The organism is Candidatus Baltobacteraceae bacterium, from assembly GCA_036488875.1.
Lineage (GTDB): Bacteria > Vulcanimicrobiota > Vulcanimicrobiia > Vulcanimicrobiales > Vulcanimicrobiaceae > JAFAHZ01.
The window spans coordinates 69,445-77,080 of record DASXGW010000005.1 but is presented as its reverse complement, the minus strand read 5'-3'; the positions used below and the strand labels follow the sequence as shown (position 1 = coordinate 77,080).

6 protein-coding genes are annotated in these 7,636 nt (G+C 61.7%); 4 read left to right on the top strand and 2 right to left on the bottom strand.

Annotation, left to right across the window (positions count from 1 at the left end):
• Positions 1-352: 352 nt before the first annotated feature.
• The 3 genes from groES (at position 353) to VGG89_08960 (ending at position 3,803) form a co-directional block, all read left to right on the top strand.
• The gene (groES, locus tag VGG89_08970; protein HEY1976664.1) at positions 353-658 is read left to right on the top strand and encodes a co-chaperone GroES; all 306 of its coding nucleotides are present in this window, start codon (positions 353-355) and stop codon (positions 656-658) included.
• Positions 659-678: 20 nt separating this feature from the next.
• Entirely contained in the window at positions 679-2,340 is a 1,662-nt protein-coding gene (gene groL, locus VGG89_08965) for a chaperonin GroEL (protein ID HEY1976663.1), read from the top strand.
• Positions 2,341-2,459: 119 nt separating this feature from the next.
• Positions 2,460-3,803 carry a PQQ-binding-like beta-propeller repeat protein gene (locus tag VGG89_08960; protein ID HEY1976662.1) on the top strand — a complete coding sequence of 448 codons (1,344 nt, stop codon included), beginning with the start codon at positions 2,460-2,462 and terminating at the stop codon, positions 3,801-3,803.
• On the opposite strand, the gene VGG89_08955 is transcribed toward VGG89_08960, so the two are convergent.
• Positions 3,800-5,035 carry a serine hydrolase domain-containing protein gene (locus VGG89_08955; GenBank protein ID HEY1976661.1) on the bottom strand — a complete coding sequence of 412 codons (1,236 nt, stop codon included), beginning with the start codon at positions 5,033-5,035 and terminating at the stop codon, positions 3,800-3,802. The genes VGG89_08960 and VGG89_08955 overlap by 4 nt on opposite strands.
• Positions 5,014-5,727, bottom strand: a complete 714-nt coding sequence (locus VGG89_08950) for a hypothetical protein (protein ID HEY1976660.1) — start codon at positions 5,725-5,727, stop codon at positions 5,014-5,016. The genes VGG89_08955 and VGG89_08950 overlap by 22 nt, the downstream gene beginning before the upstream one ends.
• Positions 5,728-5,815: 88 nt before the next feature.
• Between VGG89_08950 and VGG89_08945 the strand changes: the two genes are divergently transcribed.
• Entirely contained in the window at positions 5,816-7,636 is a 1,821-nt protein-coding gene (locus tag VGG89_08945; GenBank protein HEY1976659.1) for a 2-oxoacid:acceptor oxidoreductase subunit alpha, read from the top strand.

The window sequence follows — 7,636 nt, the reverse complement described above, 5'->3', positions numbered from 1 at the left end:
GCGCTGGCGCCACCGGTCCGGTGTCGGCGCCATAGCCGCTTGACCTGGCGCACCGAGAGCTGCAATGCCCGGGCCGCCTCGGCCTGTTGCAGCCTGCCGGCGGCGAGTGCCTGAAGGACCTCCAGGCGGTGAATTTCCTTGGTGGTCAAGGTAACAAGCTCCATGTCGGAAGCCCTTGGCCCTTAAGGGGACATCTCTGCTTTGCTCAATCGGGGACATCTCTGAATTGCGCCTACAGGGCGGAGTCGAAGGGTTGCAGTCCCCTACAGAGTTTGCTAATATAGCACGGCTAGCGCTCTCGCGCTGAGAGTGCTAACGTCTCAGACTCTGTATTAGCTGTTGGAGGTTTTCTGTGAATCTCAAGCCTTTGCACGATAACGTCGTTATCGAGCACGTCGAGCAAGAGGACGTCACGTCCGGTGGCGTGTTCCTCCCCGACACCGCCAAGGAAAAGCCCCAAGAGGGCGTGATCCGGGCGGCCGGAAGTGGCCGCACGCTCGACAACGGCACCAAGCTCGCGATGGGCGTCAAAGTTGGCGACCGCGTGCTCTATCGTAAATACTCGGGAAGCGAAGTCAAGATTGACGGCACCGAGTATCTCATCATCCCCGAAAAAGACATCCTCGCCATCGTCGACAAAGTGCCGGCGCACGCATAAGGGAGTTTAGAAACTTTAACATGGCTGCAAAGCAACTCGTATTCGATGAAAGCGCGCGTCGCGCGCTCGAGCGCGGTGCGAACATCCTGGCCGACGCCGTCAAAGTGACGATCGGTCCGAAGGGTCGCAACGTCGTACTCGACAAGAAATTTGGCTCGCCGACGATCACCAACGACGGCGTAACCATTGCCAAGGAAATTGAGCTGCCCGATGCGTTCGAGAACATGGGCGCTCAACTCGTCAAGGAAGTCGCTTCCAAGACCAACGACGTCGCCGGCGACGGCACGACGACCGCGACGGTGCTCGCGCAAGCGATCATCCGCGAAGGTCTGCGCAACGTGACCGCGGGCAGCAACCCGCTTCAGATCAAGCACGGCATCGAAAAGGCCGTCGAGATCGCCGTTGCCGAGATGGAGAACTTCAAGAAGAACGTCGACACCAAGGACAAGATCGCGCAGGTCGCGTCGATCTCGGCCAACGACAGAGAGATCGGCGACCTGATCGCCGATGCGATGGAGAAGGTCGGTAAAGACGGCGTGATCACGGTCGAAGAGTCGCGCACGCTCAAGACGGAAGTCGAGACCAAAGACGGCATGCAGTTCGACAAGGGCTACATCTCGCCGTACATGGTCACGGATTCGGAGCGTATGGAAGCGGTTCTCGACGATCCGTTCATTCTCGTGACCGAGCGCAAGATTTCGGCGATTGCCGACATCCTGCCGCTGCTCGAGAAGGTCGTTCAGATGCAGCGTCCGCTGCTGATCATCTCCGAGGACGTCGAAGGCGAAGCGCTCGCGACGCTCGTCGTAAATAAGCTGCGCGGAACGTTCACGTCGGTTGCGGTCAAGGCACCGGGCTTCGGCGACCGCCGCAAGGAAATGCTCAAGGACATCGCCACGCTCACGGGCGCGACGGTGATTTCGGAAGAGCTGGGCCTCAAGCTCGACAAGGTGACCACCGATCAGCTCGGCCGCGCCAAGCGCGTGACGGTTACCAAGGAAGAGACGACCATCGTCGACGGCAACGGCAAGCAAGATGCCATTAAGGGCCGCATCGAGATGATCAAGAAGCAGATCGAGGAGACCGATTCGGACTTCGATCGTGAGAAGCTGCAAGAGCGTCTCGCCAAGCTCTCCGGCGGCGTTGCGGTTATCCAAGTCGGTGCCGCGACCGAGACCGAGCTCAAAGAGAAGAAGCACCGCATCGAGGATGCTCTCAGCGCGACCCGCGCGGCCGTGCAGGAAGGCATGATCCCCGGCGGCGGCGCTTCGCTCGTGCACGCGGTCAAGGCGATCGACAAGTACGAGCCGCCGAAGACCAACGGTCACGCAACGACGTGGGCCGACGAGAAGATCGGTATCCAGATCGTCCGCAAGGCGCTCGAAGAGCCGCTGCGGCAGATCGCGGAGAACGCCGGCTTCGAGGGTTCGGTTCAGGTCAACAACGTTCGCTCGAAGAACTCGCCGTTCGGCTTCAACGCCATGACGGGCGAAGTCGTCGACATGTTCGAAGCGGGCATCATCGATCCGTTCAAGGTGACGCGTGCGGCGCTGCAAAACGCGGCGTCGATCGGCGCGCTCATCCTGACGACGGAGACGCTGATTGCCGACAAGCCCGAGCCGAAGAAAGAACCGTCGATGGCCGGCGGTGGCGGCATGGGCGGCTACGGCGACATGATGTAGTTCCGCTTCCGCGGAAATACCATCGAGGGCGCGTCGCAAGACGCGCCCCTTTTTTATAACTGAGAAGCTGCTGGGCGAACGGTCGAAGGTTCACTTTGCGAGCGTGCGAACCGGTTCGTATGCGATGGAACCTCTGGGTCGCGTGTGCGGGAGCGATCGTTGCGCTTTGCGCCGTGACGCCGCAATCGGGAATCGGAAAGCTCGACGCCGTATGGTGTGTCAGCGGCGATTGGGGACGCCTTCCCGCAATACTCGTCGCCGATGGCGGCGCGACTGCGATCGTCGGTACCTCTACCGGCGTTACGGCTTACTCGACGCGAGACGGCCGCGTGCTGTGGCAGCGCGCGAACCTCCAAACGCCCATCACGCTTTCGGGGGACCGGCTTATTGCGACGGGGCCACACGACACGATCGTTGCTCTCCAGCCCTCCACCGCACGCGTGCTTTGGCGTAGCCCTCCGTTGGGCTCCGGTGCACTCGGATTGGACGCGGACCGCGAACTGGTTGCCGTTGCCGTCGCGCCGGCGAGTGAGGATCCCGATGCCTACACGGACGTCGTCGCACTCGCTTCGCGCGATGGTACGCGGCGCTGGCGCGCGCGCGGCGGCGTGGGCCTCAGCCTCAATCCAACGGTTCTGCCCGACGTCGTACTCTGGTCGTACAGCGCAGGAGAACCGCATTTCAGCTACGTCGACGTTTTCGATCGGCGCACCGGAGTCCGGCGTTTCGAAACGCAGCGGCAATACTATGCCGAATCCACCGACGACGCGCTCTGGTTTGTCGACGACGACGTGAGCGATGGCGTGCCGCCGGCGCACTTCGACCGCTACGACGGTTTAACGGGAAAACAGCTCGAGAGCTATACGTATTTCCCCGAACCGCTTCGCAACAAAGGACGCTACGATGACGCGGACCCTATGTCGAGCGTGCGCGTTCCCATCGCGTTTACCGGTCGGTATTTCTTCCTGGAGATCGGTGGCAATACAGGCGACCCGGTGCAGAGATATCGCGATAGCCGGCTCTATCGATACGATCGCTTTATCGACCCACAGAAGCAAACGCCAAACCATTACGACGTTCGCGGCGAGTTCGACGGCATCGTTGCATCGCGCGTCCCGCTTCTGCACGATGGAACGACGGCAACGTTGCTGATGCCCTCCAGCGAAAGCGTCTACGCCGAACGCCATTTCGATTTCTCGCAGCAGCTCGTCGCCCCGACGCTGCAGGTCCGCGACGTGCACTTGGACGCCGTGCATTTCATCATTCTCACCGGCACGCCCAATATCGGTTACGTTGCGGCGAGCGATTCGCAATCGGCTTGGCTAGCCGCGTTCACCGCCGGTGGCGCTGCTTTTCTCGCCAACCGTCAGTCGTGCGATGCTCCCGCAGCGGCTGCCGCGTTGCCGAGCGGGGATGCGATCGTGGCGTGCAAGGGGATACTCGAGCGCGTTACGCCACGTTAGTGAAACAATCCGTTGGCTTTTAACGTGTTGACGATCGTTTGGACGAGCTGCCCGGCGTTGTTATGTCCGTCAGGCGGCTGGCTGTTCAGGCCAAACGCGAGGACGACGTTCTCTTTCGGAAAGTAAGCGTGCAGCACGCGATAGCCGAGCGTCGTGCCCTCGTAGAACCAAAACGATCCCAATCCCGGCATGTACAGCTTCGCGAGGCCCAACCCAAAGCCGCGCGAATCGCTCGCGCTCGTGTCGGCAATGGGATCGGCCGTCTTCTGCGATACGAGCCGTTCCATACGCGCGCGCTCGGCGGTCGTAAGTACGCTGCCTTGGTAGAGGTCGCGCGCCCATGCGGCCACTGCGTGCGGCGTGGCGACCATCGCCCCCGCGGCCCCTGCCCACGACAAGCTATAATCGCGCTGACTCTTGCCGACCATCGGCTTGAATCCCGCGTTTTCGGGCGTGGGATTGTAGAAGTAGCCTTGCACGGTGCGCGCGCGCAGCTCGGCGGGATAGACGCCGGGATAATAATAGAGATCCTTGATACCGGTGGGCGCGATCACCATGTCGCGGATCAGATCGGTGAAGCTTTTGCCGGCCGCTTTTTCTTCGATCATCTCGGCCAACGCATAGCCGGTGTTCGAGTACAGCCAGACGTGTTTGAGCGGCGACTTCGGATCGACGTACGCGATGAGTTCGGCCGGCGTAAAGTCGCGAACGGGGTTGCGACTGTAGTCGCGCTGCATGTCGAAGCTATCGTCGTAGGTCGGGATGCCGGTCGTCATGTCGAACAGGCGGTCAATCGTCGCCGCTTTCCAGGCCGGATACTGCGGCAGCCATTTCCCGACGGTGTCGTCGATCGTTAGTTTGTGCTGCGCCTGGAGTTTTAATGCAACTATTGCAGTAAACGCTTTGGTGTTGCTGCCGATCTGAAACAAGTTCGCGGGCGTAACGGGAGCGCCGCCGCCATATGCGTCCGTTCCGGCCGCAACGTCGATAAAACGGCCGTCCGGCAAGCTCACCGAAAGTGACGCCGCCGAAATATGTTCGGGTGCGCCGCGTGACGCGAGATAGGCTTGCAAATCGGCCTTGAGCTGCGTCGCAACCTTCGTCGTCGCCGCACTCGTTGCCGCCGTTGCGGAAGCCGAGCAAACGAGCGATAGGAAAGCGCCTAACGCGAGCAACCGATACATCGTTCTCATGCGGCCGACGTTCTGCGTTAACCCGCGGACGTCTTCCACATCTTCGGACAGAGCAGCGTATCGACGGGCTCGGTCGCAAGCTCGTCGATCATGCCTTCGCTCACATCCAGATGAATGCTGCCGGGCCAGAGCGAGCGCGGCACCGGAAAGGGCAACGGAATGCGAACGTAGTGATGCTGGTGCGTCGGCGTCTGGAGGCGCAGCGCGAGTACCTCGGTGTCGGGTTGGCGCGTGGCGTCGTCGTTGTAGAGCCACGCGTAATAGGAATCTTGATCGTTCTCCACGTTAACGTGGGTCGTTATCGGTGCGGCAATTGGTTTACCGCACGCGACCGCGGACTTGTCGAAGAAAACGTACGTCGGGTTAGCGTAGAGCATCGTCTGAGGCGCGTCACCGTAGAGAAGGACCGGCATCTGCGGCGACGCCGGTGACGACTCGAGCTGCTCGGCCACGCTGCGCGTATGATCGGGCATGAGCGCGACGTAATCGGTTACCGAACAACCGTACCGCGGCGCGGCTGCGTCGAGGCGAAACGTCCCCTGCGCGCTGTCGAACTCGACGATTGCTTCCGAGCCGTCTCCGCGGTCGACGCGGAACGTGCGATCGAGCGTGGTTCGTCCGGTCCGGTCAGACAAGCGGACGTGAAGTGCGATCGCGGCGTCGGGCTTCAAGCGCGCGATGGCGCTGCAGAAGCCGACGTGAAGAATGACGTGTGCGAGCCCAGGTACCATGGGTACCGCTTCGGCCTCGGGGCGCGCGGTGCTTGCAAGCTCTGCTTGAACGGGGGAGCCCGTGCGAGCGGCGGATAACCCACAACGCATGCCCCAACGAACGGTCAACGACTTTACCATTCGGGTGGCGACGGTCAACGGCTCGGGTAGCCAGTCTTCCAACCTCGTTCTGACCAACGCCATCTTTCGCATGGGCGTGCCGGTCGCGCCCAAAAACGTGTTTCCCTCGAACATCGAAGGGTTGCCGACGTGGTTCGACGTGCGCGTCACCTCCAAAGGGTATCGCTGCCGAACGCGCGACGTCGACGTTCTCGTTGCGCTCAACGGCGCGACGTGGCAGCAAGACGTGGCGGGCGTCAAGCCCGGCGGTGTCGTCGTGCACGAAGCGACGTACCCGTTGACGAACGAAACGCTGCGCGACGATCTGACCTATTACAGCGTTCCGTTTAACGCGCTTGCCAAAGAGCACTTTGCCGACAAAGGCGACTTGCGCAAGTACCTGATGAACATGATCTACGTCGGCGCGCTCGCGCATCTGCTCGAGATTCCGACCGACACGGTCGAAGAAGGTCTACGTACGCAGTTCAAGAGCAAGGCATCGGCGGTCGAGCTCAACATGAAGTCCGTGATGGTCGGTTACGATTACGCTCGCGAGAATCTCGAGAAGCGCGACAAGTACGCTCTCGAGCGCATGAGCGGCAAGACCGACGGCTACATGTTCATGGAGGGCAACCGCGCGGCGGCATTGGGCTGCGTCATGGGCGGATGTACGGTTGCCGCGTGGTATCCCATCACGCCGTCGTCGTCACTGTGTGAGTACTTCATTCAATACAGCGATAAATACCGCGTCGATCCGGAGACGAAAGAACGCAACGTCGCGATCGTGCAAGCCGAAGACGAACTGGCAGCGGCCGGAATGGTCTTCGGTGCCGGCTGGGCCGGCGCGCGCGCGATGACGTCGACGTCGGGTCCGGGCATCTCGCTCATGGCCGAGTACGCCGGCTTCGGCTACTATGCGGAGATCCCGGGCGTCATCTTCGACGTGCAGCGCGCGGGACCGTCGACCGGCTTGCCGACGCGCACGATGCAGGGCGACCTCGCGTTCGCGTACACGCTTTCGCACGGCGACACCAAGCATATCGTGCTGCTCCCGGCGACGGTTCGGGAAGCCTACGAGCTCGCGATGGAAGCGTTCGATTTGGCCGACCGTTTTCAAACGCCGGTCTTCGTGCTCTCCGATCTCGATCTCGGCATGAACTCGTGGATGACCAAACCGCTGCCGTATCCGAAGAAGCCCTACGATCGCGGCAAGGTGCTCGCGGCTGAAGATCTGAGCTCGATGAAGTCGTGGGGGCGCTACCGCGACGTCGATAAAGACGGCATTCCCTATCGCACGCTGCCGGGCACGAAACACCCCAACGCCGGTTTCTTCACGCGCGGCACCGGCCACGATGAAGAAGCGCGCTACTCCGAACAGCCCGATGTGTGGCAGCGCGGACTCGACCGTCTGCTGCGTAAGCTCGAAACGGCGCGCACGTCGGTGCCGGCACCGTGGGTCGACGACAAGGGCCGCCCGGTCGGGATTCTGGCGTACGGAACCACGCATCACGCGATCGTCGAAGCGCGCGACAAGCTCGAAGACGCCGGCCTGGAAGTCGACTACATGCGGGTGCGCGCGCTGCCGCTCGCACCCGACGTTGCCGCGTTCGTCAAACGGCACGAACGCGTTTACGTTATCGAACAAAATCGCGACGGTCAGCTGTACGGTATCTTGCGCACCGAGCTGCCGCCGCATCTCATCGGCCGTTTGCAGTCGATCTGTCACTACAACGGCGTGCCGATCGACGCGCACGCCATTTTCGATCCCATTTTGGAAGCCGAGCGCCAGCCGGCGGTCGTTGCGGAGTAA